This is a genomic window from Erysipelothrix sp. HDW6A, assembly GCF_011400295.1.
Classification (GTDB): Bacteria; Bacillota_I; Bacilli_A; order Erysipelotrichales; family Erysipelotrichaceae; genus Erysipelothrix.
Map to the genome: position 1 here is coordinate 1535779 of NZ_CP049859.1, position 25209 is coordinate 1560987.

At 36.3% G+C, this 25209-nt stretch carries 27 protein-coding genes; all 27 read right to left on the reverse strand.

Annotated elements, in window-relative coordinates; translation table 11 throughout:
- Window positions 1-92: 92 nt before the first annotated feature.
- On the reverse strand, window positions 93-992 hold the full coding sequence (locus tag G7059_RS07835; RefSeq protein WP_166081529.1) for a bifunctional enoyl-CoA hydratase/phosphate acetyltransferase: 900 nt from the start codon (window positions 990-992) through the stop codon (window positions 93-95).
- Window positions 993-1015: 23 nt separating this feature from the next.
- Window positions 1016-2182, reverse strand: coding sequence for an iron-containing alcohol dehydrogenase (locus G7059_RS07840; protein ID WP_166081530.1), 1167 nt, complete (start codon window positions 2180-2182; stop codon window positions 1016-1018).
- A 28-nt stretch (window positions 2183-2210) separates the two neighbouring features.
- Window positions 2211-3587, reverse strand: coding sequence for an aldehyde dehydrogenase family protein (locus G7059_RS07845; protein WP_166081531.1), 1377 nt, complete (start codon window positions 3585-3587; stop codon window positions 2211-2213).
- A gap of 21 nt (window positions 3588-3608) precedes the next feature.
- Entirely contained in the window at window positions 3609-4712 is a 1104-nt protein-coding gene (buk, locus tag G7059_RS07850; RefSeq protein WP_166081532.1) for a butyrate kinase, read from the reverse strand.
- Window positions 4713-6126: 1414 nt separating this feature from the next.
- Entirely contained in the window at window positions 6127-7251 is a 1125-nt protein-coding gene (locus G7059_RS07855) for a M23 family metallopeptidase (RefSeq protein WP_166081534.1), read from the reverse strand.
- A gap of 176 nt (window positions 7252-7427) precedes the next feature.
- On the reverse strand, window positions 7428-7679 hold the full coding sequence (locus G7059_RS07860) for a hypothetical protein (protein WP_166081535.1): 252 nt from the start codon (window positions 7677-7679) through the stop codon (window positions 7428-7430).
- Window positions 7680-7682: 3 nt separating this feature from the next.
- Entirely contained in the window at window positions 7683-8675 is a 993-nt protein-coding gene (locus G7059_RS07865) for an SH3 domain-containing protein (protein ID WP_166081536.1), read from the reverse strand.
- A 1-nt stretch (window position 8676) separates the two neighbouring features.
- Window positions 8677-9036 (reverse strand): phage holin, encoded by a 360-nt coding sequence (locus G7059_RS07870; protein ID WP_166081537.1) that lies wholly within the window; start codon window positions 9034-9036, stop codon window positions 8677-8679.
- Window positions 9033-9275: a hypothetical protein gene (locus G7059_RS07875; RefSeq protein ID WP_166081538.1), complete on the reverse strand. Its 243-nt coding sequence runs from the start codon at window positions 9273-9275 to the stop codon at window positions 9033-9035. The genes G7059_RS07870 and G7059_RS07875 overlap by 4 nt, the downstream gene beginning before the upstream one ends.
- Window positions 9276-9290: 15 nt before the next feature.
- Window positions 9291-11372, reverse strand: coding sequence for a DUF859 family phage minor structural protein (locus G7059_RS07880; RefSeq protein WP_166081539.1), 2082 nt, complete (start codon window positions 11370-11372; stop codon window positions 9291-9293).
- Window positions 11373-12986 (reverse strand): hypothetical protein, encoded by a 1614-nt coding sequence (locus G7059_RS07885; RefSeq protein WP_166081540.1) that lies wholly within the window; start codon window positions 12984-12986, stop codon window positions 11373-11375.
- A complete protein-coding gene (locus tag G7059_RS07890; RefSeq protein ID WP_166081541.1) occupies window positions 12986-13354 on the reverse strand; it encodes a hypothetical protein in 369 nt (122 codons plus the stop codon). Before G7059_RS07890 ends, G7059_RS07885 begins: the two co-directional genes overlap by 1 nt.
- A 13-nt stretch (window positions 13355-13367) precedes the next feature.
- The gene (locus tag G7059_RS07895; RefSeq protein ID WP_166081542.1) at window positions 13368-15950 is read right to left on the reverse strand and encodes a tape measure protein; all 2583 of its coding nucleotides are present in this window, start codon (window positions 15948-15950) and stop codon (window positions 13368-13370) included.
- Window positions 15947-16216 carry a hypothetical protein gene (locus G7059_RS07900; protein ID WP_166081543.1) on the reverse strand — a complete coding sequence of 90 codons (270 nt, stop codon included), beginning with the start codon at window positions 16214-16216 and terminating at the stop codon, window positions 15947-15949. Before G7059_RS07900 ends, G7059_RS07895 begins: the two co-directional genes overlap by 4 nt.
- A 59-nt stretch (window positions 16217-16275) precedes the next feature.
- Window positions 16276-16629, reverse strand: a complete 354-nt coding sequence (locus G7059_RS07905) for a hypothetical protein (RefSeq protein ID WP_166081544.1) — start codon at window positions 16627-16629, stop codon at window positions 16276-16278.
- 8 nt (window positions 16630-16637) lie between these two features.
- Window positions 16638-17117, reverse strand: a complete 480-nt coding sequence (locus G7059_RS07910) for a phage tail tube protein (protein WP_166081545.1) — start codon at window positions 17115-17117, stop codon at window positions 16638-16640.
- Window positions 17118-17120: 3 nt separating this feature from the next.
- A complete protein-coding gene (locus G7059_RS07915) occupies window positions 17121-17435 on the reverse strand; it encodes a hypothetical protein (protein WP_166081546.1) in 315 nt (104 codons plus the stop codon).
- A complete protein-coding gene (locus G7059_RS07920; protein ID WP_166081547.1) occupies window positions 17432-17959 on the reverse strand; it encodes an HK97-gp10 family putative phage morphogenesis protein in 528 nt (175 codons plus the stop codon). The genes G7059_RS07915 and G7059_RS07920 overlap by 4 nt, the downstream gene beginning before the upstream one ends.
- On the reverse strand, window positions 17950-18282 hold the full coding sequence (locus G7059_RS07925) for a hypothetical protein (protein WP_166081548.1): 333 nt from the start codon (window positions 18280-18282) through the stop codon (window positions 17950-17952). Before G7059_RS07925 ends, G7059_RS07920 begins: the two co-directional genes overlap by 10 nt.
- Window positions 18257-18622, reverse strand: a complete 366-nt coding sequence (locus G7059_RS07930) for a hypothetical protein (RefSeq protein ID WP_166081549.1) — start codon at window positions 18620-18622, stop codon at window positions 18257-18259. Before G7059_RS07930 ends, G7059_RS07925 begins: the two co-directional genes overlap by 26 nt.
- Before the next feature lie 2 nt (window positions 18623-18624).
- Window positions 18625-19575 (reverse strand): hypothetical protein, encoded by a 951-nt coding sequence (locus G7059_RS07935; protein WP_166081551.1) that lies wholly within the window; start codon window positions 19573-19575, stop codon window positions 18625-18627.
- Between the two features lie 3 nt (window positions 19576-19578).
- Window positions 19579-20208: a DUF4355 domain-containing protein gene (locus G7059_RS07940; protein WP_166081552.1), complete on the reverse strand. Its 630-nt coding sequence runs from the start codon at window positions 20206-20208 to the stop codon at window positions 19579-19581.
- Window positions 20209-20400: 192 nt separating this feature from the next.
- Window positions 20401-20598 (reverse strand): DUF4926 domain-containing protein, encoded by a 198-nt coding sequence (locus G7059_RS07945; protein ID WP_166081553.1) that lies wholly within the window; start codon window positions 20596-20598, stop codon window positions 20401-20403.
- A gap of 4 nt (window positions 20599-20602) precedes the next feature.
- Window positions 20603-22165: a minor capsid protein gene (locus tag G7059_RS07950; RefSeq protein ID WP_166081554.1), complete on the reverse strand. Its 1563-nt coding sequence runs from the start codon at window positions 22163-22165 to the stop codon at window positions 20603-20605.
- Window positions 22149-23471 (reverse strand): phage portal protein, encoded by a 1323-nt coding sequence (locus G7059_RS07955; protein ID WP_166081555.1) that lies wholly within the window; start codon window positions 23469-23471, stop codon window positions 22149-22151. The genes G7059_RS07950 and G7059_RS07955 overlap by 17 nt, the downstream gene beginning before the upstream one ends.
- Window positions 23471-24766 (reverse strand): PBSX family phage terminase large subunit, encoded by a 1296-nt coding sequence (locus tag G7059_RS07960; protein WP_205700198.1) that lies wholly within the window; start codon window positions 24764-24766, stop codon window positions 23471-23473. Before G7059_RS07960 ends, G7059_RS07955 begins: the two co-directional genes overlap by 1 nt.
- Window positions 24711-25202 (reverse strand): helix-turn-helix domain-containing protein, encoded by a 492-nt coding sequence (locus G7059_RS07965; protein ID WP_205700199.1) that lies wholly within the window; start codon window positions 25200-25202, stop codon window positions 24711-24713. The genes G7059_RS07960 and G7059_RS07965 overlap by 56 nt, the downstream gene beginning before the upstream one ends.
- Window positions 25203-25209: the final 7 nt, after the last annotated feature.

A 25209-nucleotide genomic window follows, 5' to 3' on the forward strand; every position in this document is an offset into this window, starting at 1 on the left:
TTTGTATAGGAGTTTATAAACAAGGCATATTCATGGCATTTAGTAGAATCTTTTTTAACATGAGCAGTAATTGCTCATGGTGACTCTAATTATTAAAGTGCAGCAATACAAGCAAGAATTGAATAATACTTACCTTCTGCTAAAGTTCCTCTTGATGTTAATACAATTGGAACACTTGCACCTGTAACAAAGGCAATTGATCTCACTTTTCCAAAACGACCAATCGCTTTAACAAGGATATTACCAGCAACAACGCTAGGTACAACAAGAATGTCTGGGTCTCCAGCAATCTTTCCTTTGTATCCTTTCTTTTCAGCAGTACGTTTGTTTAGAGCAATATCAAATGATATTGGCCCTTCAACAAGTGCATGCTTGATTTCCCCTTCTTCATTCATCTTTTGAAGTTCTGCTGCATCAACTGTTTCAGGCATCTTCGGATTCACGCTCTCAACAGCTGCTAATATCGCAACTTTAGGTTCATCATAATCCATATTACGTAATACATTTACTGCATTCTCTATGATTTCTTTCTTTTGCTGAAGTGTTGGACTTATCACAATACCTACATCGGTAATAATAAGAAGTTTTTCATAGCCATCAATTTCCATGATATTAATATGAGAAATTGTTCTACCTAATCCAAGTCCAGTTTCCTTATTCACAACAGCTCTTAATAAATCAGATGTATTCAAGAAACCTTTCATCAAGAAGTCAGCTTGGCCAGTCTTTACAAGTTCAACTGATTTCTGAGCACTCTCTGTATCATCCAGAGCTTCAAATATTTGATAAGTTTCTGGATCTTTACCTAAAGTTTCTAAATACTCTTTAATCTTTAGTGTATCACCCACGAGGAGAGGGTCAATTGCCCCCTCATCCTGAGCTCTGATTACAGCTTTTAAACTCTCCAAATCATGTGCCGCTGCAACCGCAAGTTTCTTTCTTCCTTTTTTCTTTGCGTGTGCAAAGATCTCCTCTAAATTAACATATGGCATCCTAGTACCTCACTTATTTCTAATTAGTAACTATATGCTCGTTCAATGATCCACTTAGCACCTTCATCTGTTAATGGACGCGGTGTACTTGTTGTCATAACATCAGCTTTAGCCATAGGAATTAAAACGTCTAATTTATCGACTTCAGGTTCGATATCTAGCATTGTCTTTAATCCCATGCGGTTCGCTAAATCAGTAATGTGTTCACCGATTTTTCTTGAGATTTCATTAATATCGCCTTCTGGGTTATAGTCTAATCCAAATGCATCAGCGATCATCATGATTTCTTTAGGTTTTTGTTCAGCAACATAATCAATTGTAGGTGGCAAGAAGCGACCAACACAGTTACCGTGAGCAATGTGATGTGTTGCACCTATTGAGTGACCAAATGAGTGTGAAAGTGAGCAGTTTGCGCCTGTAATAATAAGTCCACCAAGACTTGCTGCTGTAAGCATGTTATTACGAGCTTCAACGTTCTTTCCATTTGTAACTACTTCTTCAATGTTAGCATTAAACAAACGAATGGTCTCACTAGCTATTGATTTAGTAATGTCATTTGCGAAGATTGATAACATACCATCAATCGCATGAGCTAAAACGTCAAATCCTGTCGTTGCAGTAACATAAGGTGGAACACCTAATGTAAGATCTGGGTCAACTAGAATTAAGTTTGCAACTGTTGCTGCACCAGCAATAACACCTTTAACTTGAACTTCTGTATTTGTAACAATACCACCACCGGTTGACTCACTACCTGTCCCTGCAGTTGTAGGTATAGCTACAAGATATTTACCAGGTTTTTGAGGAATAGTTCTATCGAAGTAGATACCAATCTCACCAGGGTTAGTTAAGAGTACGTTAACACCTTTTGCGGTATCAATGGTACTACCACCACCAACAGCAACAATACAGTCAACTTCTTCACGACGACCTATTTCAGCAATCATGTTAACGGATGTATCAGGTGGATCAGCTTGTACTAAATTACTCTCTACAACAACCAAACCTGCATCTTTAATGGATTGAGCAATCTTAGGTCCAATACCTATTGCTTCAATACCTTTGTCGTAAATAACCAAAGCTTTCTTAAGACCAGCATCTGCTAATCTTTTTCCAGTTTCTTGAGATATTCCGCTTCCTTGGAATATCGGTCCTATTGTCCTAAAAGGTCTTTCTATTCTAACTGTCATTATATTTCTCCTTTATTATGTGTATGTGTTAATCTGCCCAAACTTCTTCAGGTGTTGGAGCAACAATACCAGGAATAATTCTTGATACTTTTGTAACGTTGAGTAAATGTCTATAAGTTAAGTTCTCAGAAATTGAGTTATTTCCCCATGATCCACAACCAATAGATAGTGTCGGATTTAATCCATTATTATATGGTCCACCTGATGCAGCTGAACCCGCTTGATTAACCATGAGTCTACCAACAGGTAAACGCTCTCCAGCGATTTCAATGTTTTCATCATTGCTTGTGTGGATCGTTCCTGTATGACCTGCCCCTTCCATGAGCAAGTTTGTTCTTCCCCACTCGATTGCTTCTTTAAAGTCATCGTAAACACGGTAACGAAGCATTGGGCAAAGAATTTCTTTAGCAAGTGGCTCTGTTGGTCCTTCTTGATCAACTTTTACCAGGAGTACACGTGCTTCTTCCGGAACATCAAGACCTAATTCCATGACTTCAGCAACTTGTGTTGGTGTCTTACCAATAATCTTTAAGTTTTGACGTCCATCAATAAATGCCTGTTGGCGAATCTTATCAACTAATGCATCATCATTAATGAGATAAGCACCATTTTCTACAAAGGAATCAAGGATTTCTTTTTCCATTGAACGTGGAATGTAAACTGTTTGGTCTCCTGTACATGGAACACCTAAGTCCATTGCACGGTTTCCAACGATTGTGGCTGTTGCTACGGCTAAGTTAGGAACTGTTTCATCGATATATGTTTGAACGTTTCCTTGTCCAACACCAAATGAAGGTTTACCACTTGAGTAAGCAGCTTTAACCATTCCAAATCCACCAGTAGCTAAGATAACATCAGCATTAGCCATCAAGAGGTTTGTCATTTCTAAGCTTGGTTCTTCAATAACTAAGACAAGGTCTCGTGGAGCTCCTAATTTTTCAATCGCATCTTGCATAATTTCTACAGCATGTGATGTTGCTTTCTTTGCATTAGGGTGAGGTGCAACAATAACTGAGTTACGGCCTTTAATAGCGATCATAGCATTTTGAGCAGGTGTTGATGTAGGGTTTGTACTTGGAGTAACACTAGCAACAACTCCCATTGGTTTCGCTAAGGTAACAATTTGGTTAATTGGATCAACTTCAATGACACCCACTGATTTTATATTTTTCATATAATGCCAGTTTGCCATTGTAACACTCTTATGTTTACCAATCTTACCTGGCAAGTTTCCAAATCCAGTTTCATCAATTGCTTCTTGAGATAAAATCTCAGCATGATCAAAGATTGCTTTACCGATTGCTTTAACAAGTTGGTCTGTTTTCTCTTGTGACCAATCTTCAATAGCAAGTTGAGCCTTCTTTGAACGTTCAATTAATTCATTCATTATTTTTTGGTTTTCCATTCTAATATTACCCTTTCTTTTTTATCGATCGATGTCGGTATAGTTAGCAATTTCTTCTTCACCACGAATAACTCGTAATGCTCCATAAGCAAGTCCTTCGTTCTCAAATTCTCCAGGGAACACTAGACTTGGTGCAAAGGATCCTACGCGTTCATTCAATGCATTAATGACACGTTGAGAATGTGCAATACCACCTGTATACGCTATGCAGTCAACGTCACCTCCTAATACCGCATAAGCTGAACCTATTTCTTTGGCTACCTGATAGATTAAAGCATTCCATACAAGCTCTGCTTTCTCATCGCCGTTGTCAATCATTTGTTCGACTTCACGCATATCAGAGGTTCCTAGGTATGCTTTAACACCACCATTACCTCTTAGCATGAGTTCGATTTGTTCTTTAGTGTAATCACCAGTTAAGGCTAGCTCTACGAGCTGTCCCATTGGCAATTGACCTGATCGCTCTGGTGACATTGGTCCATCACCACGAGTACAATTATTAATATCTACAATCATTCCGTCCTGATGAACTCCAACCGAGATTCCAGCACCAAGATGAACTACAATAATACGTGAATCTTGATAATCTTTATTAAGTTCATGAGCAACTTTTCGTGCCACTGATCTTTGATTTAAGATGTGTGCAATAGCTTGTCGTTCAAATAAGGGATGACCCGCAATACGTGCTACTTTAGCTATTTCATTGACTGTAGGTGGGTCTGTTACATATAGTGGAATTTTACGACTGCCACTTAGTGCTGTTGCGACATGTGGAGAAACAATAACACCATGATGGAATAATGCATCTGGGTTATATCGCTTCATGATTTCTTCTTTTAGGAAATCATCAATTAAATATGTACCACCATGCTCTGACATTTCTCGTGGAATATTACCACCACGTAAAGCCATGCTTGTGATGTCTTCAACATTTATGTGGTTTTCCTCTAACCAATCTAAAATCATTGAAGTACGATAGATTACTTGTTCTTTATTTGTAGGTGCATCATCCATTTCTTGTTTGGAATGACGAATCGTTTTTTCTAGTACTAACTGCTCATCATCATATACAGCTACTTTGGAAGATGTTCCACCTAAATTAATCACTAATATTTTATTTTTCAATTGAATTACCGCCTCTTCTAAGTAAATTAGTGTAATTATATTTATTAAGAACTGAGACTATTTGATTCTTTATAAGGAGCCAGTTTATAGCCTGTTAAGAATAATAACAGTCCTATTATTGAGAATACTGATAAGATAACGAATCCTAAGGATAAGCTACCTGTAATTTTGTGGACTTGTCCTAAGATAATTGGCAAGAGTGCTTTTCCTAAATACCCAGCTGTTGATAGCTGATTTCTATTATATTATTCGCACTTAATAGACGGTATTTTGATAATAAATATGAGTCGGTCACCAAAAAGTCACCAAATATGCCTATGATTGTGAACAAACTCTATAATATTTCATAACAAAAAAAAGAACTCCAGCGCTTGATTGAAGTTCATGATTATTACTATTTGGTATTTTTGTAAATGCGCTGGAGTCCGAATTCTTAGCATAGTGATGGCGATTATTGCTAAGAATTTAGCCATATCTCTAAGTGGCTTACCACTAGATATAATCGAGAGACAGTCTGTGTGATATTTATCTAAGATTTAGCCACTATCCATGACTTTACTATATTGTATCAGTCTTTCTTCAATAGTAAGTGTATAGACTGTGTGAAACAGAAAAAAAGACCCAAGGACAGGGGCTTTGGGTCTAGATACGTTATATTGTGGTGCATGCATAAAGAGTTTTATAAAAACATTTTCAATATTCGATAACGCATCTATTTATTATCTTAGCACATCACCATATTAAAACAAAACCTAGAGATTGGCACACCTCTAGGCTTTAAGGATTTTATGATATGCCCATAGTATACATACCACAAATTAATTATATATTATTATTTAGTAAAAGAAAACCAGAGCCGCCACCCTGGTCTTAAGTACATTGTCGCTGCACGGATGCACGTTAATCAACGTACCACCTTAGATTATCATATATCATTAATTAATCAAACAAAAACTCGGAGAATATTTTCATAACTCCGAGCCGGGATTTGTGACGCACTATGCTAAACATTGAGGGTCGTCACATTAATATTATACAGTATATAATTATTTTAGTGTATTTTAACTTTGAAAATTATTCCAATAATTGACAAAATGACTACACAAATTACAGATATATTAATTCCATATTCACTTGAAAGTCTATTCATTTCATTAGCTTCTATTTTTCCAGACATGTATTTCTTGTTCGCAATATGTGTTCCTATAACAAAAGAAACAACGATGATTATTATAATAATTATGATCGCTAGACTAATATCCATTTCAATTACCTCGCTGTATTATAAATGTAACACATCATTTTAATAGAGTAAATAGTAGCATACAGTAAATAAAAAAACACCCACTCTTAGATAGGAGAAATGGGTGTTCGCATATATCTAGAGGACATATACTAGACATATATTATCATATTATAATCCAAAAAGCCTTCTAAAATCTATTGTTGACCCAACCGATGTAGCTTTAACGTCATTAAGTCGAACTTCAACATGGAGATGAGGTCCATCAGAGTCTCCACTATTTCCAGATAACCCTAATAGAGTATTTGTTGATACTTTCTGACCAACAGACACTTTAATTGAATTTTGGCTTAAGTGACCATAGTAAACAAAATATCTCTTTCCATCTTTCATTACTTCTACTACAACATGATTTCCAAAGCGATTTCCACAACCAGAACCGCGATATCCTTCAGTTGGACAAGATGCTTGTATCCTCCGTACTATTCCTTCAGCAATATTGAAAACCTTAGTTCCTCTTGAAACTCCTAAGTCTATACCAGTATGACCGGAGTAACATCCTATACCGCATGTAATTGGTGCATGTCTGTTTGCAACAGGATATACGTATTTATTTCCAGAAGGAGTAAGATCTGTAATACTCTTTATTCTACTTCCATGTCCGTCTCCATAATAAGATGGTTCTAAATATTCGTATAAGCGAACAGCATTTTGATTTTTATCATAGCCTACTGCGTGCTTTATAGCTGCATTAGGATACAACTCAAATCTGAACTTTATTTTTGAACCATGTCCATCACCATACCATGCATCATGGTATTCATATGCTTGGGTGATCTCACCTTTTAAATTGTATGCTATTGCATTCTTAATGAACCCATTCGAATATGTGTTAAACTTAAACTTTATTCTACTTCCATGTCCGTCACCATAATAGGACGGTTCATGATATTCGTAAACTGCAATCAATTCCTGCTTTGTATTTCTTTCTCTAGAAAATTTTATGGCAGCATTTGGATATATTTCAAATTCAAATTTTATCTTTTTTCCATGATCTTGCCCATATTTCGTATTTGGGAAATATTCGTATACTCTTACTAATTCACCTTTATCATTGAACTCACGAGCAAACTTTATTATTTTGTTTGAATCTACTACAAACTGAAATCTTCCTTCGATAATAGTGCTATCACTAGCTGCATAAACTTCTGATTTTTGATTAACCATCATTGCAGAAAATACTAGTAAGAACGCGACAAAAAACACAGTTAATTTTTGCAAACCTTTTTTTATCATAGTTATTTATCTCCTGTTATATTTTGTTCTTCGTTCGAACTACTAACAAATAAACAGTATCACAATCTGTGATTTAAGTCTATATTCTCAAAACACTCATCTAACTGCTTTTTTTTTTCGTTCAAATTTCACTAACATACAAAAAAAACACCCTCAATAAAGAAGGTGGAAAATTTCTAGTATCTATCTTTAATAAAATTTGTGCTTTCGATAACGATTAAACGCTTTTCGTGATCGTCAATTAACTCTGAATGATTATCGAGTCTTTTATTTTGACTAATATCACTTCTATTTAGATGCTCTAGATTTGCGTTCAACTTCACTATTTCAATTGTAAGGTTGTGAGTAGGTTTATAAAACATGGTGTATGCTGTTCCCACAAAACCTAACATTGTGGTAACCACAAGGAATACGCTCCATTCTGTCATGAATTACCCCACCTTACCATCAGACTTGGTTACCCACACTTTGTTTTGTGGAGCATCAAACAATTTATGCTGAATTTGCACTCGTCCATTTGCTTCACTTAGAATCGTGTATGATCGATCACCATTACTGTCTCCGTAGTTAGTACCGCCTGTTGATTGTGGATATAACTTTAACGGAAAACTCTTAGGAGTCCATGATTTACCAACATCACTCACAGGTCTACTTGGTTCTTTACTTAGAAACTCTGCATCACCATAAATCTCTGAATTATCAAGCTTACGACGTGCACCATAGACTCGTATGCCTTCGTGAATCCACGATACCCAACGATAACCTTCTTCATCGATATAATTATCGTAGATAACAGATTGACCCTTAGATAATCCTGTAACACGCTCTGAATTAACGCTAGGTTTTTTACGAACGTTTAGGCCATCTGCAAATGTAACAGTGAATTTACCATCTTGTCTTACAAGAGAATCATCATCTGTGATGCTTGCCCAATCATTAGGCATTGCTTTCATATCAAGCACATCCATCTCAGGAGTTGTATAAATATAGTCATAAGGATTAACTCGAGGAGCATTAAACAATGCATCCCAAATGAAAGGTGTTCCTTTAGGTACAAAACACATACGAATATGAGCGTGAGCACCAAATGATTTCCCACTATCTCCCATGTTACCCATTTGAGATGAGCGTGTAAGAATATCTCCTACTTTTACAATTGCTGCATACTGCATATGTCCTGTCGCTACCCATACGTCTCGTTCATTGTCATATTGAGCACCTAAGGCTATGTTGTTTCCAGCATCTTTAAAGTATTGCGCCCCTAATACTTGCATTTCTCCAAGAGAATACAATGGTTGATTCGGGTTGTTGTATTTATTTCTCCAACCTAAGTCCATCGCATCGCCATTAGGATGTCCATCAAAGTTTACAAATGATTTATGAGCTGGAGATTGTAAGTAGTTCAATAAAATCGGTAGTCCCATATTATTCGCCCTCTTTCGTTTGAATATCAGTATCAATTAGAAAGGCATGATCATTCATACCCTTCACGATTGCTTCAATCCACATTGTTAATTCTTCATCAGAAATCTTGATACCAATATTATTAAGAGAACTTAGTGCTCGTTGTTTCGCAAGTTCTAGTTTTTTTTCACCAAATATTTTATTTCCAGAAACTTGTTCTACAAATTCAACTGCAGCTTTAGCTACTTTGATAATTTGCGCTTGTTGTTCGCTTGTAATCTTAATATTGATCCATGTCTTAAACTGTAAAGAAAAGTAACCTAAGATTAAGGTTACCAGTGTAATCAATGTAGGTCTTACAATTTCAAATAATTCATTCATAATACTTCCTCCACTTCCTCTGTTTCGAGGGTTTCTAAATACCGTTCCATATCTTCAATATGAACGATTTCTTTTTCAAATTCATCATACAGATTCTTTTTCTGATTCATAAGAATCACCTTATTCTGAAGCTGATCATTTAATCTATTAATTTCAGTTTCATCTGAACGATAATCATACTTTGCTTGTTCTTCTTTTAATTCGGCTTTTCGTTCAGCCAATAATTCTGTCGTGCTCATGTTGAGACCTCCTATCTATTTCCAATATCCTGACGCCTCGATTGTCACTGGAGTAGAAACGTTATATATGTTTCCACGATATAACGCCAATCCATTTACCTTATTAGCGAGAATTGCGTCTGAACCAATCCACCCTGCATAATATTGAGGAGAACCAGTAAGAGTTATGTTTCGGTTAGCGAAAGCATGTGGGAATGTCCAGTCTTTAGTGGATAAATAACCATAGGCCATCCCTCCCCATGTGGTATCAACCCCAGGGCATACTCCAATAACTCTACATATCAAACGGCCACTTTCATACTTCCAATACTGTCCATTTGCGTTAGAACTGTAACCGATTATTCTATCACTATGGTACTTAGTTAGCTCATTGTAGTAGTTATTAGAATCAATAAAACGCCGCCATCCTGTTACGTTATTAGCATTCCACGATGTCCAGTAATGGTCACCTGTAGCTTGATGTTTCCATGTTGCATAACCTTCCGAGCTTCCAAATGATGCCAATATGACTAAAAACCCATAATCACTGGGTTTACCAGTTACTCCGTCATTTTGAACACTCCAATATACTCCAGTACCGAGACTTCCTAAATCATTTTTATCATTCAAGTTAATTCCTGAAGGTATACGACCACAATAGCCATTTGCTACAGGTACTCCGTTATTTTGATAGATTGGACCATAAGAGTTCATACCTTTTGGTCCTACATAGAAATTATATACCGTACCAGGCAGTAACATTCCTGCCGATAAACTTGATTTATGCCAATGCATTAAGACCTCACCAATTGCCACAACACCAAATGACGATGTTTCACCAAAGATGTCAGTAATTCGTGCGACAAAATTAAACGAGTAGTCTATCGCATAAGTGCTTAGTACCGTACTTGCTGAATATGATAAAGAACCATGATCTGTGTTTGTCTTTGTCACATACGATGATTCACTGGTTCTTTTAGAAAAAATCTTGTAGTTGAGTTTATTCTTCTGTGTGCCATTAATGAGCGATGACACTGAACCACTAAACGTTACCTTCACAAATGTTCCTAAGGCATCAATAGTTCCAGTTGAAGTACAGCGTTCAAAGCGAACACTTGAAATCTTTGGTGCTGCATAGGCTAAGACACTAATCGTTGTACTTGCTTGAGCAGTTCGACCCCTACTGTCAGTTACCGAACCTGTAATAGTCAAATTACCATTTTGCGTAATCTTTCCAGTTGTTCCAGAAACACTATTAATGGTATGACCAGCAAGGGTTATCTTATACGATTTAATAGTACTTCCATATGATCCTTTAGCTCCATTAATAGCTAGGGTAACTCGTGATTGACCTTGTACATAAGCACCTACTTTATTCCTTATATCCGCTACATACTCGCTGTTTGATATGTGACTAAACGATGGCCATACAGAATTAGGCACAGTAAGCGTAAACGAACGTGAAACTGTACTACCAATCTGTGTTGAACCATTATAGGTTGTAAGTGTTATCGTTCCAGTCCCGCTTGTTGCATTAGGAATCGCATTACACCAATCTAAAGGCGGTGTAAAACTTGCGCTAGTTGATTGCCCTGTTAAAATATGAGAGTAATTCCCAAATGTAAACTTAACAGTATGCGTAAATGATGAACTTGCTCTACTGATTGCTACAGTGACTACTGAGCCTATTGTACTCCCTGTTACTGAAGAGATACTACTTGCTCTTGGTATCGTTGTTAACCACAGTGTACCATTAGCATTACCACCTTGAAGTAAACCACTTCCAATTTGAATTGTACCGTTAATATAAACAGATTTAGTACCATCAGCATTATGAGGAACTGTAATTGTAGAACTCGCTAAAACCTTGTAAGTTGAATTGCGGAAGTCATAAGAAAAGTTAGCTATTGATATGTTTGTACCATTAACAGTTAACCATGCGGAGTTATTGGTGTTAGTTGTCCAATACGCACCACCATTAGTCGCTGTTCTTCGTATCCCAAATTCATAAGCGATAACTGTATTATTGTTTGCTATGTTTTGAGAACGCTGCTCTAACCATACTTCTAGTTGATGAAACGATCCTAATTTCGTTGTTCCGACTAATACCCACGCCATTTAGTCCACCTGCCTTACTATTGTAGATTTACCAACAACTGGGGACTGGTACGTTTCAACAAGGTGAGTACCGATAATAATCGATATCTTTGCAATGATGTTATCGACACTCATCGTACCACCTTCCCAATAAGCAAATGCTACTCCGTTCTCACGGAACTCAATTCTGTTGTTTGTTTGGTAGAGCTCAATCGGAGATCCTTCTTTACCGATAATTGCACCATTAATATCCCATCTAAAGTATGTTTTAAATTGATTTAATTCTTCAGATGTTAATTGCTGTTCATTTTCAATTTTTGTGAATATGATTTGCCAGCTTTCGCTTGTAGAGCTTATGAGTGATGTCGTTTCTTCTATGATTGTTTCACCCATTGAAATTCTATCAATGATTTCCTGTTCTATTGATGATTGAGTTTGAGTGATGATAGACGATTGATTAAGTAATTCATTATCTATCTTTTCAATAACTTCAACCTGTTCTGTAATTTTAACCGCTATTCTATCAACCTTAATACCCATATTGAGTATTGATTGATTTAAGCTATCAAGCTCATAGTCAGTTAAAGTCTCGGGTAATAAAGGACATGAAAGAGAACCACGTAACCCACCATTTTTCCAAGACCATTCAACGTTTGTTAGAACTGTCTTATAAGGTTTTTCCTCCATGTCCATGATTTCCACTACATCACTAGAGTCAAAGTCTGGCCTCATTACCTGGTCAGTGCTAAATTCGTGATAAATGAACCCTTCAGGATTCGTAGATACCATTAAGTTAAATAATCTATCAACTACCTCTCGCTTATACTCTCTAAAATTTAGCTGAATGAATATGCTTGTAGGCAATTTAAGTTCAGTCAATCCATACTCTTCAATACTTAATTCATTTCTTTTGAATATAGGGTCTTCAACATCTCCTTCGTTATATACTAAGGAATTAATTGGCTTATTTGTCTTATCTATTTTTAATCCCATATAATCATGGCCACTAATTTGTGATACAGATTCTGAAGAAAAGACACATACAAATTCTAACACTCCAAAACGGTTGATTTTTGCATTACTTAAGTTTAATCTAGCAAAATCATTAACTACTTGTCGATAACTAATTCTTTCATTTTCTCCGATATTTAACTCAGTAAATTCGTCATTAGATAACACCAAAGCGTTCAAAGATGGAACATTAACAGGAATCTTCAATCTATTACATATTTGTGTAATTATAGATGCTCCTGTTGCAGGTAAGTCAATAGGCTCATACTTAATATCAAAATTGACCGTAGAATCATAGGCAGTAATAGTATATTTCTTCATTACTTCATCGAAAACTATATCCTCATTGTCAACATAGAATCTACCAATAGGCACCTTGATGTCTGAGCCTTTAAACATAATATAAGGTTCGATTAACGCATTAACAAGCGTTCCTTCGTATGCAAGATGGTCAATGCATAGAGTAACATATTTGGATACAAAGCCACCTACAAATGAATCACGAGGTTCTTTAAAATCAATGCTGATAATATCAATTTCGATATCGTTTATAAATACAATTGGAATAGGTCTTCTTGTTATTGCATTAGATAATTTTATAAATTCTTCATTTGTTTGATACATTAAATCACCTCAGTTCCTGTAAACGTCAACTCTAATGGACGATGAAGATTTTGACTAATTCTTACTAACTCTAAATCAGAGTGATAAAAAGTTGTTTCCATTCTTTCTCCAATCCAATCGTTATAAAATTCCACTTTGACGACAAATGGATCTAATGCGTTACATATCCGAATGTACTCATTTTCGGATTGTGATGGAAGAGTAAACTTCAGCTTCCATACATCACCGAGTTGATCAATACGCATAGATTTAGCTGTACGTTCCGCATATGCGTTATATTTAATTTTGGTTACTGAAAAGCTATCACGAAGTGGAGAGGGGAAACGATATCCGTTCACCACTATCTTTAATTCTTCTTTAGTAGGCATATATGTTTCCCTCCTATACTTGTCCTAACGCTTTCAATTTTCTCCCGAGAGATTGTGCTTGCTTCTTTGTTACCTTTTCATCATCAATATAGACATCCGTGTCTTTTTCAGAAATTCGAGCAAGATACATATTCATCTCTAGCATCAAGTGAATTATTTCTAAATCACGCTGTGCACGCTCTTCATATTTTTTACCTTGTTTAGCAGGGACAACACTCTCTCCTTTATGAAGTAAAGCAAATCCCGTTTCAGGCACAAAGTTTGTTCCTTTTTCGTAAGCTGGCAAGCTTGGTATTCGAGGCACCGGAATTGGACTATATCCCCAGAAGCCTTTAAACGGTTTACCAATTATTGGAATATCAATATCCCTAATAAAATTCAAAACACCATTAATAGTATTAAATGGAATAGATACAACTTTGTTAATTCCACTAATCACTGAGTTAACAATTGATGTAAAGATTTTTGCGATTCCTCCAACAATCCCATCAAATAGTTTTCCTCCAGAATTAAACAATCCCATGATTAGATTCCATACGTTTTTAAAGATTCCAAAGAATGTTCCAACAATTGAACTGAAAATAGCCTTTACACCTTCCCAAGCCAACTTCCAATCACCTGTGAATACACCCTTGATGAAGTTAATAATTCCTTTAAATTCTCCAACAACTCCGTCAATAACAATTGAAGCATGTTTGAAGAATGCTCCAAGAACTTGTCCCATTGCAGAAAAAACGTAAGCAAAAGTTTGAGCTAACATATCAAACAGGCCTGTTAATATTGGTCCAAAAGTAATTACTAACCAATCAAATATCGGTTTAAGCACTTCGTCCCAAAACTCAGTCATGACAAGTACTGTAGATCTTACAAACTCAACCCAACCATCCCATAAAGGCTTAATTCCATCGTTCCAAATAATCATCATTGCATCTTTAATCGATGTGAGGATTGGTTCAAGTACAGTCGTATAAATAAGCGATAGCGTGTCTTTAATTCCGTTCCACGCGTTCAATACACTTTTCTTGAAACTGTCGTTCGTAAGCCATAGCTGAGTGATTGCTCCAACCACTGCCATGACAACCGCAATGATTGCTACGATAGATAAGTTTGTTGCACCAAATATTGTTACGAGTAAGTCAAACGAACCTTTCAAAAGACCCATTTCGCTTGTCCATAATTTAAATAACCCAAGGCCTCCACCAATAAGATTGAACAACGTTTGTACTTTAGGGATTAAACCTATGACTCCTAAAGTCGAAAATCCAGCGATTACAGCTGCCAAAGTTGAAAGAATAGGGACCTTGTATTTATCAAGAAATGATCCTATACCTTTAGCAAACCCAAGCAGTTGTTGTACCTTTTCTGATACTTTATCAACCCCGTTCGCTTGTTCATTCCAATCAAAGTCAAGACCTGACATATCAACTGCACCACCGCCGACATCGGCTCTGCCAGAAGCTCCTGTAGATCCGTTATCTTGAGGTTGGTGCATAACGTGTAAATCGTCAAAGTCGGCAAGTCCTTTTAATTCTTTTTTTAGTTTCTTTGCTGATCCAGTTGCTTTATCGATTCCTTTTGCTGCAGTTCCAGAGGAACCCCCTAGACTACCCATAGATGTCGTAATGTCTTTAATATCTGAACCAACTGTTTTGGCTTGTTTAGATGTTCTACCAAATAAGGCAGATACCCACCCCACTGCCATTTGCACTACTTTTGCAAAGGCAATTACATAAGGTATTGCTGTATTAATTGCATTTGTGATTCCATTAAAAAAGCCAGCTATATTAGACTGGCCAATTGCATTAATCACGTCTGCAATACCACGCGTGATTGCTGTTTTAACGTTTATCATTGATGTTGCAATACCGCCCGTTGAGTTGCGTGCTTGATCTTCAAAGCTTTGAAATCCTTTGACTCCTTCTTTGTTTAATTTTATCAATTCAAGCATGAAATCATTCATTGAAACTGTTCCATTACGTAAGCTTTCGCCAAGTTTATCCGAACTTGCATATCCCATTGATAACGCAACTTGTTTTAGTTGGGCCGGCATTGCTGACATAGCAGTACGCCACTCCATCATGTCAGGTTTTCCTTTGCTATAGGCTTGACTTAATTGCTCAATGGCGGATCGTTGCATATCCATTGGCGCATTACCTGCTAAAACAGCATTATTCATTGCAAGAAACATCTCAGTTGATGCTTTAATATTTCCATTAGCACTCGTGAAACGTTGTACTGATAATGTCGCATCGTTCAAGGTTGTAGGCAAGCCTTTTAACTTTTCACTAAGTCGATTAACCGATTGCTGTGAGTGTTCTGCACTGATACCAAGATTACTCATCGTCCTAGGGAAGTTATTCAAAGCATCCACTCTAGCAATTGCACCATCAAGATTAGTGATGATTGATTGAATAACTTTTCCTATACCAAGAGCTACGATTGCGGTTTTCATAAACTTAAATCCACTAATGACACCTTTGCTTGTTCTTGACGAACTCTTTTCTAAACTAGCAAGGGTATTGTTTGTGCTCGTTATTTCTTTTTTTAAGTCGCTCGTGTTTGCGGTAATTAAAATTTGTAGTTCTTCAATTGTCATTCGTCAATCTCACCTCCTAACATGATTGTGTTTCTACGTGCAATACGTTCCATATCATCATCCGACATAGTAGTGTGTTTTGTCTGACTATGATATGGTTCCTTAGGATATTTCTTGGGGTCATTAAAAGCTTGCAGTACATATAAGCCCATTAAATGAGCAATTTCATCTGCAAACTTTGCTTTGTTAATTTCTTTTTCTTTGAATACATCGAGATGCTTTATAAATTGATTTGGAGTAAGATTCCAATAATAATCTAGTTGCATTCCAATACGTATAGCATCAACCTCTTGGTTTCGCCACTCTTCCCCGAAGAAAACTTTCCTTACCCTTCGATTACCTTGTCGATTTCCTCCATCGCTTGTTTGGCTCTGGTTTTCTTCAGTGTTCTCATCTTCTCCACCGAAAGGTCTCGTGATAAAAAACCATCACGAACAAGAGCTTCAGTAACATCAAGTACAAGTAAGTCCATGTCATTCTCAGGCTCTTCTAAATATGCGTCAATCTTTTTTAATGCAATGCTGTTTGACATACCAACGGTTCCATCTTCTTTAACACCCGCTTTTTCAATAAAACGAGCCATGTTACGAATGGTATTATCAGAAACAACATTACCTATTGGTTCTTTTTGTGTTTGTTCAATCGCATCAATAATTGATGCCGTAAATTTAAACTCCATAGTTCCTCCTATTTAGCTGCCGTGAATGTTGGCGCACCCGATACACGTAATGACATACTGAATCCTGCTACACTATCAAGTCCTTTTTCAGCATCTTTAATCGACTTAACAAATGCTTTAAAGCTCCATTCGGCACCACTCGGATAGGTTACAGTCCAGTCACGGACTTCACGACTGTTTGCTAGCTTAAGTAATGTTTCAAATGTTTTGTGGTTGAATAGGTATCCCTCCACAGAAACCTCGCCTGCATCTTTTGAACCTGCAATAAACTCTTTGAAATCACCTTCACTGTCGTGTGTTGTAATGTCAATTTCTTCACTTTCAAGACCAATTTCACCAATACTTGTAAGGTCACCAATTTTTGTGTCCTCTGTTTCTGGTGAAATTTTAGCCAATGTTAATTTCGTACCAATCGTACGTTTTTCTTCTTTACTCACATTTTCTTCCTCCGTTTCGTTAATTGGATTAATTTCGTTTTTTGTAGTCATTTGCTACTCCTTTCGTTCAAAGGTTAAATTTTGTCTGTAATAATCAGGATGTGGTAATTCATTGTTGCTTCTATTTATCCAGCCTTCAACTAATAGAGTTTCTATTAATTTAATCTCAAGGTCTGTTCGTTCATTTGATTGTAGTGCAAATATTTCGACTCTTAGGAATTGTCTGTAAAACGCTACTCCATCATGACTAGCTCGTCCTTCATTAGATAAACTCCAGACTAAACACGGGTAATCTTTGTCTGTGTTTGGGTAGTCTTGAAATACGTTATTTGTAACCTTCTGGAGTTGGTTTTGTACTTCTTTTCTCATTTTTTCAGCTCCTTGATCATTCGTTTACGAATGGAACTCGACATATCATCACTTACTGTCTCTTTGTATTTCTGTGCTGCAGGGTTCATGAATTGTTGTGCTTTTTGTCCGCGTACTAAGATAAACGTTTCTTCTCCTGCACTGATAGTTATAAAGCGATATCTATCATAATCAGGAAAATCTTTTGCGTTCACAAACCAAGGCGTATCACGATATTGAAGTATAACTCCTTTTGGAACTATATCAGCAGTTCCTTTACCTACTGGTCCCGTTCCAAATTCAACATACATTGCTGCTTCTTGGTTTGTATGAACTCGACCAACTACACCTTTTCCATCACTTTCTACCTCAGCTTTAATCGAACGACGTAAATCACCAGTAATCCCAGTGGGCGCGTTTCTCTTTGCATCTTTTTGAATAGCTAAAGTTTTACGACGCACCTCTTTGACCACCTCATCATGAACAATCTTAGGCGCTTTATTCATCTTGCTAAGCAATTTATCAAGACCTTTAATTACAGACATAGTATCTTGAGGTGTGAATCTTGATGCAGAACTTCAACTACTTCATAATCAATCCCGCCATAAGATAGCGTGTAACCTTTTTCAACGCTTTCGCTTGGATTGCAGGTAATCATCAACTTCGCATCAACGTCAATACCAAAATTTTCCTTTAGCATCTTGTTTGATGTCGGATTAACGTTACATTTGGTTTTGCCTGCTTCTCTTGAAGTTCCGTTCTTGCGACCGCCTTCGTCATCAATTTTTTTGTCTATGGTATAAAAGGTTACTGTTTTATCATAGAAGTATTTATCCATGAGTTCATTCATCTTTGAAGGGATTAACACCGATAACACCTACTTTCCTAAATCGATTGAGAATAACAGTATGAGAACCAAAGAGTTCAGCATCCGTTTGAGATATCATTGATTGAAACACTGTATTACTAAAGGAAATTGATTGTCCATTATCCGATATTGATGAAATAACATCGCCATCATTTTTCTTTTGTTGTTTTGATTGCTCAACGATCATCTCTGCAATCGTTCCCGACAGAATAAAAGGTATATCTACTCTGTTGAGATATACCTTCACTCTGTTTAGTATTAGTTCAATTTGCTTTTCTTCAAGATTAAGATCAGAGTCCAAGACTTTGATATAATCTTTAATTGCTTGGACTATTTCCATAATTACTCGCCAGCTGGTTCAGGTACAGGTTTCTCTACTGTTACTTCAATGACGCCGTTAGTAATTTCTGCAAATAAAGTAACACCATTAAATAGTGTCGAACTTGTTGTAGCGTTAATTGTATTGGCTTCTTTAACTAATCCAATAAGACCAAGTTCGTCTGATACAACAGTCTTTCCTTCAAACACCTTTCTTGCCTCACCATTCACGTCAATATACATTAGATTGATGTTATCTACTGCTGTAGCATAAACCTTGCCACGAGGCACAGATGCATTAATTAAGACAATTCCTGCGCCAGTGAAGTCTTTAAGTAAGGTCAACCCAAAACCAACAGATGTTCCATTAGCAATCGCTTCTTCACCAAGATATTCACCAGCATCTTCAGGGTTAATAAATTGTACAATTTGGAACTCTCCATAGTCCTCAAACAACGCATTCAATTTACCCCACGCTTTACCAAACGCAGCCTGTAAACCTTTGGCTTTCATTTTTGTTGGTGCTGTTGCAAGGTAATCAAAGAAATCAGTACGCACATTCTTTTGCATCAAACCAAGGACTTGCTTATCTGATTTGTTCACTGCTGCATCATACCCAATACGTTGAACTTCTTCCATTGTTACTGCCTTACGGTACTTACGAAAACCGACTTCAATTTCACGATCAAGTTCACGTTTAACGTGTGTTAATGGAATGTCTTCGCCTTCTCGAACGATTCCTTTTGCAGCATCTCCTGCTGCTGGTGTTACAACAAATTTGTATGTTTGAATCTTATTGCCTTGTTTCATTGGTAACGGACGTGTGATTCCAAGCGCTTCAGTTAACTTTACTAATGACGCACTAAAGCGTTCTACAAAGTCAATGTCTTTGGCTTTACCCATGTCTCCTTCTTTAATAATGTTACCTTCTGCGAACAATTGAATGTTTAGTGGAAATTTATGTTCTTTATTCATTTTCTATCCTCCATATTTGAATAATTGTGGATGAAGAGCTATTTGTTTTTGTCGTTCTTCATCATCTTTAATGCTCATAATTTCTTGTTTTGTTATTAACTTGCCTTGTGGTTTATTTGGAACACCTGGCTTAGTAACAACTTTCTTGATTCTATCTTCAACTTGCTTATCAATAACCGAAACAAGTTTGTCGATATTCTTAATTGATTCATCCACATCTTTACCTAATACAAAATCTAGCAACTCGGGATTAAGCTCATGCTCAACTAACACTTGCCCTACGTCAACACGAAGTAATTTATTGTTAAGCTCAGCCTCCTTGGCTTCAAATGCTTTTTGCGCTTGAGTACGCGCTTCCTCTTGACGTTGTTCTTCGGTTAATGATGCTTTGCGTCGTTCTTCTGCTAAAGCGTCATCAACAGCTTTCTGTAGTACTGTTTTATTTTTAGTTTCTAAGTTAGTTGTTGCAGTTTGAACCGCTTTCGTTACAGCTCGATCAATGTCGGCTTGTGTGAATGTATCTTCTTTCGGTTTAGCAGTTTCATCTGAGTGTTCGTTACCCTCTTCTGACCCTTCTGAACCTTCGTCCGCAAACAATTGAATGTTTAACGGGAATTTAAATAAATCTTTCATAGTTTTCTCCTTCTGCCCTCTGAGTGTTCTACCTCTGAGTTCTTATGTGGTTAAAAGATTTGTGCCTTTTATTGCGTCATGCACAGGACAAGAAAAAGACAGTTACTTAACTGTCCTCATTACTATTTAGATACTTTTGATCACCTCCATAATAAAAGACGGATGTTTGGTCCGCCTTAATTTAGATTATTTTTAATTAACTTTAACAAGTTCATCAGGTGAGTAGTATTTGTCCAAAGCTTTTTCGATTGTGTTATTGTTATCATCTAAAAATTCTACGCAGTATGTTCCTTTTTGAACATCAACAATAGTACCTAAATAACTCTTTTTTACACCAAACTCCAAATCATCGTTTTTTAGTTTAACAACATCAAATTCATTGAATTTCATACTATCACCCTTTCTTTTTATCAAATGTTAAAGTAATAAATCTATATTCTTTCGAGACCTCATCTTTTTGCCATACAGTATTTAATTTCAAATAGCGATTATTAGGACCATCAATTATTATTGGAATAGTTGTTCTGGTTCCAAACTTTGTATCTCTTCTATCAAGCATAGGACTAAATGGCAATTCAAGTTTTATTTTTGCAATCAACTCGTCATAGTTTGTCTGATTATATCCAAGTACTGATTCAATTACATGAGCTTTATGTTTTCCACGCTCGCTCGAATAGTCTAGAAGGTATTTAGTGAATTTATCATCTGATATCATTATATCATTTTCAGGCAATAAAGTACCATTCTTTATCCCACTTTTGTACAGCCTTGATTTGTTTTTTAACCTACTAAATTGCACATCGTTTTCATATTTTAAAATCTGAAAGTCTTTAATGTTTTTGGGAACGTGATCATTAACTAACTCATTGACCATTTTATTCATTTCTGTTTTATCTCTTGAATGATTTTGATGTTTAGATACTTCAATATCAAATTTATTCGGGCCTTCATTATAGGCTTGTCTTTTTGACTCATACCACTCGTCGTATGACTTTGTGGTTTTCTCCCGTTCAAGAGTAATTGGATTTTTATACACTCGATAATCTTCTTCAAACTCTAAATCTGGAAGTGTACCGCTTCTACAGTTTGGATGCATTGGTGGATAGTTAAGACCTGCTTTCGCCTCAGCTACTGGATATCTCGACTCATCCATACTAGAGCATAATGAACTTGTACGGTTATCACGTGTTGCAAAGAATAAATAGTGTGTTACACCTAAATCTTTATAAGACTGTAGCTCTGACTGATTTTCAAAGTAGTTCATTTCAGTTCGCACCAATACTTCAGCACGATACTTAGCAACATCATATTTTTCCATGAGGTCGTTTTGGATATCAACTCTAGAACGACCAGATAGAAGTGAGGAGTTAATTAGTCTGTCTACGTCTTTAGATAATTCACCCGTGTTATCCCATACACGTTCTGAATAGTTTTTATTGCCCACCCATCGATTAGTTAGCATCGATTGTTTCGCACTCTCGCTTAGGGCCTTTCCTTTACCTGAAAGGTCTTTAGCTAAAGTCATATATGTTTGGTCTATTGTTTTCTTGTAACCAAGAGAACTAATAGTTTTCTCATTTTCTGATATGATACGACGTTCGTTCTCCAGTTGTAACTTTATCGCTTGTTCATTACTAATTCTCTTTAAGTAGTTTCCTCTCAACCAAGCCATATTAGAGTTGGTATTCGCACCGTTGGCAATTAAATCTTGTGTTAGATCACTTAGTAGTTTATCTACATCATGGTTTGACAACAAGTCCTTAAGTTTATCTTGTGGCATCTTAATTGACTTAGAATAATTTTTAATAATGTTATCGATTTTCTTTTGAACCCTTTCGAGAGAATCATCATAGACGTCAGCAATATTAGAAACAGTTTGACTGGCAACACGTTCTGAATATGCAAGGCGACTATCTTGTCGTTTTTCCCAATATTCAAAACTATGTTTCGTCTTCATTATTTCCTACTTCATCAAAACCGTAATTTGGGATATTGTACTTCTCACGTGCTATTTCTTCGTCTTCATCCAGGGCTTCTAGGATTTCCTTGGCATCTTTCACATCAGGAAGCCAACTGATAAGTGTTTCACGGTCTACCTTGCCCCAAAGCAACCCGATGATTTGAGCAATTTCCAGCTTGTTTTGAGGTAGATTGTGTTTAAAGATGATATCCATTTGAGAAGCGTCAACATGTTGCTTCATTCTACCAAGCGCCACCAGTACATTTGAATATATTTCAAAGCGTTCATCCATTCCTATAGACAAGAATGTTTTTTTGTTATCGATATTTTGAATGAATGGAATAAGTTTCAACTCCAAAGCGACTCCTGATGCATTACCAGCAAATTTCTCATCACTGAGGTTAGGTGTCATTGTAACTGTATAAATATCATCAACAATTGACTTCTTAAGTACCTCTATAGATGTTTCGTCCATAGATTTAATAAGATACTCTGCTCTTGCTCCTTCTGGGAGCATTAAGACTCTATGTGTCTTAATTGCATCCATGTCGTTATCGTCAACTTCTGCGGCATACAAAGCTAATACTGCTGATACGAGTTGCTCCTTATCATTAATTCTATCGGACTGTAATATGTTTAGCGCATCATTCAAAGAGATTGCTTGTTCGAAATCTCCTTGGTGTTCTTCATTGTTAACATATTCAATCATAGGAATTCGACCAAATAAGTGTTGACTTGAGCGCTCCTCATCTAAGATTATCGAACCTTTATCGTCAACTATATAGATATTAATTTCAGAATCGTCCATAAGTGTCCACTCTTCGGTTTTTGTTTCTGAATCAAAAGTCCAAAATACTCCATATTCCTTGTTTCGTTCAATCGTATTATCATATTTGATAAATGAAGTATTAGGATCTAACAGTACAGAAATAATGTTAATTTGATTGTCCACTTCTTTTGCATAAATATATTCATAAGATTTACCATTAATACCGACTTTTTTTGCATTTGATAAATCTAACCGTTCGATTGTTTGTTTGTTATATTCATCAAGTAGCGGCTGAATATCAAGTCCTTCGTTCACTTGATACTGTACCGGTTGATTAAATAAAGCACCTGCGTTAATATCCACAATACGCTTACAATGATTAACAACAACCTTGTTATTCTTTAAATCCGGATCTTTATTTCTTTCAAGAATTCTGTGTTTCCCTTTGTAATAATCTTGCTTAAGTTTAGTATTGCTTTCTTCTTCAGCTTTCTGTGCTTTAATAAAATCTATTCGTTCTCGAGTAAGTTCCATTAATACAGCCCCTTTCGTGTTCTAACTTTTCTTTCCACCATATCGCTCTCCAGAGCGTATCTGAGTGCATCTATTCCGTGATTATCTTTATCTACGGGTATTGGCAACACATTCCCTGATTTATCTTCTTTGAACCTGTAAACGCTCAGTTCATTAATTATGTTCTGACAACTAGGATGCACAATAATTTCTAGACTTTGTAAGAACTTAATTCCAAACTCCAATGAGCCAGGACCTTTTTTTGCTGCTTTAGCGTTTATTCTCAGTTCCTTAAATTTTTCAATCGATTTAGGTTCTGCACTATCGCTTGTTATTAGTGATGAAGCTACTATTGGTCTGATTAACTCTGCTGCTTCTTCATTTGATAGATTAGTTGCTTGTAAGTCATCACATATATACAGCTTCTTCTTTTTCTTTAATTCATCAACTGAAACACGAACATAAGCGAATGGATCATCGCTGAATCCCCAGTCATTCCCGTGTCTATATTTTTCAAATGCTTCTTTGTCAAACTCTTTAACTTTCCAATTTTTAAAGATAACAGCACCCAATACTCCCCAGTTGCCAAGTGTATAAACCTCATAGTGGTAAGGGTCTGTTTCGTTTTCCATTCCATCTACATCATCTTGTGATAGGAATAGATTGTCCTTGTAGGTTGTCTTAAGGATTGAAACATCATTACCCTCTACATACTGCTTATCGTCTTGCCATAGACCGTTAAAGTATTCGGTATAGAGCCATGATGTTTTTAATACAGGGTTATAAGAAAAGGTCATTCGCTTTTTGAATTTCGAACGACCTCTAAGTCTTTTTTCTAATTGTTTTATCGATTTAAGATTGCACTCTGTTGCTTCTTCAACCCATATGTCAGTTAGTACCCCTTTTATCGGAGTTATTGATTTTACTTTCTCGGTATCATCAAGACCTGTGAAAAGAATTTGTGACTGGTTTAGGGTACATGTAATGACAAAGTCACTTTTATTAACATCGAAGTACTTTCGAACTTTGAAATTATTCATAGCTTTAACAATCTCGTTAAATACAGACCTCTTAATTGTTGTTGCAACGTTCCGACAGATTAAATAGTTTCGACCTTCAAGAACATCTAATACTGTACGTTGTGCTAGGCTAAATGATTTCCCACTAGATGAACCACCGAAGTAATGTTGTTTTCTATTTTGATTATTCATCATGTGTTCTAAGTAGATTGGATTAAAACACTTTGAACTAATATTTAACTCAATCATCGTCATCAGGCACAATGTTGATTTTAATGGTTGTATCAACTTCTCCACTATGTTCAACCTCTTGCTTATCACGCCAATCTCCTGGTTTACGATTCTTCAGCCAAAATATAGCTGCGGTAGTTTCAGGAGGAACATGTTTAGTTACCTCAACCATATGAATAGTTTCTTTTTCGCTTTTTCTTTTACCATTTTCATTGTATAGGACTTCTTTAGTCTTGATTGGCACCTCTTCAATGTAAGTATAGCCTACAGCCTTATTGAATAATGCATTCTCAACCTTACGATCAGCAGGTTCTTTGCCTAATCGCAAAGCTTTTTCTATCTCTGGCCACTTGTTAATCCAATCATAGAGAGTCTTGGGGTTGATTCCGATGTTCTTTGCAATATCTTCATTTGTTAAGCCATCACGAGCCCAACCCTGTATACGCAAAAGCCCTGACTCAGTAAGCCAAGGCTTTAATTTATTTGAGATTTTTCTTGTCACTGTTCAG

Coding starts and splice junctions, on each gene's coding strand:
- G7059_RS07855 (WP_166081534.1), bottom strand. CDS start 7,251: ATGATAAAAAAAGGTTTGCAAAAATTAACTGTGTTTTTTGTCGCGTTC.
- G7059_RS07875 (WP_166081538.1), bottom strand. CDS start 9,275: ATGAGCACGACAGAATTATTGGCTGAACGAAAAGCCGAATTAAAAGAA.
- G7059_RS07835 (WP_166081529.1), bottom strand. CDS start 992: ATGCCATATGTTAATTTAGAGGAGATCTTTGCACACGCAAAGAAAAAA.
- G7059_RS07840 (WP_166081530.1), bottom strand. CDS start 2,182: ATGACAGTTAGAATAGAAAGACCTTTTAGGACAATAGGACCGATATTC.
- G7059_RS07920 (WP_166081547.1), bottom strand. CDS start 17,959: ATGTCTGTAATTAAAGGTCTTGATAAATTGCTTAGCAAGATGAATAAA.
- G7059_RS07890 (WP_166081541.1), bottom strand. CDS start 13,354: ATGCCTACTAAAGAAGAATTAAAGATAGTGGTGAACGGATATCGTTTC.
- G7059_RS07885 (WP_166081540.1), bottom strand. CDS start 12,986: ATGTATCAAACAAATGAAGAATTTATAAAATTATCTAATGCAATAACA.
- G7059_RS07950 (WP_166081554.1), bottom strand. CDS start 22,165: ATGAAGACGAAACATAGTTTTGAATATTGGGAAAAACGACAAGATAGT.
- G7059_RS07870 (WP_166081537.1), bottom strand. CDS start 9,036: ATGAATGAATTATTTGAAATTGTAAGACCTACATTGATTACACTGGTA.
- G7059_RS07930 (WP_166081549.1), bottom strand. CDS start 18,622: ATGGAAATAGTCCAAGCAATTAAAGATTATATCAAAGTCTTGGACTCT.
- G7059_RS07900 (WP_166081543.1), bottom strand. CDS start 16,216: ATGCAACTAGATTATTATTGGAATCTTACTCCAAATCAATTTATAAAG.
- G7059_RS07935 (WP_166081551.1), bottom strand. CDS start 19,575: ATGAATAAAGAACATAAATTTCCACTAAACATTCAATTGTTCGCAGAA.
- G7059_RS07945 (WP_166081553.1), bottom strand. CDS start 20,598: ATGAAATTCAATGAATTTGATGTTGTTAAACTAAAAAACGATGATTTG.
- G7059_RS07940 (WP_166081552.1), bottom strand. CDS start 20,208: ATGAAAGATTTATTTAAATTCCCGTTAAACATTCAATTGTTTGCGGAC.
- G7059_RS07915 (WP_166081546.1), bottom strand. CDS start 17,435: ATGAGAAAAGAAGTACAAAACCAACTCCAGAAGGTTACAAATAACGTA.
- G7059_RS07955 (WP_166081555.1), bottom strand. CDS start 23,471: ATGGAACTTACTCGAGAACGAATAGATTTTATTAAAGCACAGAAAGCT.
- G7059_RS07860 (WP_166081535.1), bottom strand. CDS start 7,679: ATGACAGAATGGAGCGTATTCCTTGTGGTTACCACAATGTTAGGTTTT.
- G7059_RS07880 (WP_166081539.1), bottom strand. CDS start 11,372: ATGGCGTGGGTATTAGTCGGAACAACGAAATTAGGATCGTTTCATCAA.
- G7059_RS07895 (WP_166081542.1), bottom strand. CDS start 15,950: ATGACAATTGAAGAACTACAAATTTTAATTACCGCAAACACGAGCGAC.
- G7059_RS07865 (WP_166081536.1), bottom strand. CDS start 8,675: ATGGGACTACCGATTTTATTGAACTACTTACAATCTCCAGCTCATAAA.
- G7059_RS07845 (WP_166081531.1), bottom strand. CDS start 3,587: ATGGAAAACCAAAAAATAATGAATGAATTAATTGAACGTTCAAAGAAG.
- G7059_RS07905 (WP_166081544.1), bottom strand. CDS start 16,629: ATGGAGTTTAAATTTACGGCATCAATTATTGATGCGATTGAACAAACA.
- G7059_RS07910 (WP_166081545.1), bottom strand. CDS start 17,117: ATGACTACAAAAAACGAAATTAATCCAATTAACGAAACGGAGGAAGAA.